The following is a 203-nucleotide window of genomic DNA, read 5'->3' as shown; positions in this document are numbered from 1 at the left end:
GGGGCTGAAGATCAGCAGGTCGATGGCGATGCCGACGACGAGGATCAGGATGATGGCGAGGAAGACGCCGGGCAGGTCGATGTTGTTGCGGCCGTTCTCCAGCAGTTGGCCGAGGCCCAGGCCGAGGTCGGGGGAGGAGGCGATGATCTCGGCGGCCATGAGGGAGCGCCAGGAGAAGGCCCAGCCCTGCTTGAGACCGGCGA

At 67.0% G+C, this 203-nt stretch carries 1 pseudogene; it reads right to left on the bottom strand.

The features are described 5' to 3' along the window. Positions 1-203, bottom strand: a pseudogene (locus tag IG86_RS0138250) (ABC transporter permease); the annotation flags it as partial.

The sequence above is a fragment of the Streptomyces virginiae genome, assembly GCF_000720455.1.
Lineage (GTDB): Bacteria > Actinomycetota > Actinomycetes > Streptomycetales > Streptomycetaceae > Streptomyces > Streptomyces virginiae.
The sequence above is the reverse complement of the archived record's forward strand: the minus strand, read 5'-3'. Positions and strand labels throughout refer to the sequence as shown.